This window comes from Microcystis aeruginosa NIES-4325 (assembly GCF_008974145.1).
Lineage (GTDB): Bacteria > Cyanobacteriota > Cyanobacteriia > Cyanobacteriales > Microcystaceae > Microcystis > Microcystis aeruginosa_G.
In genome coordinates, this window is record NZ_BJKP01000135.1 from 1 (window position 1) to 334 (window position 334).

Consider the following 334-nt stretch of genomic DNA (forward strand, 5'->3'; position numbering starts at 1 on the left):
TTTTTTTTGAAACTGTAATTGAGTTTTTGCGTAAGCCGCCCTAGGGTAGCTCTACTGACTTTCACCTGTGTCTTTTCATACAGTAAGTCCGATAATTCTTCGAGAGTTGCATCATTGTTAGCTTCGATGATTTCTATTAAAATTATCAGTTGTTCACTTTTTAACTTGGTTGGTGGACTTCCCCCTTGCGGACGAGGACGGATATCTCCTGTTTCTTTATGTTGCTTCAATAACTTCTGAATAAAGCTTTTAGCCACGTCAAATCTCTGGGCTAGTCCTCGAATGGAAATTTTTTCTTTCTTCCAGACATCGATAATTTTTTGGCGAAAATCTA

The 334-nt window shown here is 38.0% G+C and carries 1 protein-coding gene; it reads right to left on the minus strand.

Annotation, left to right across the window (positions count from 1 at the left end; translation table 11 throughout):
• On the minus strand, positions 1–334 hold a 334-nt coding region (locus tag MiAbW_RS19345; RefSeq protein ID WP_172967407.1), incomplete at both ends, for a transposase.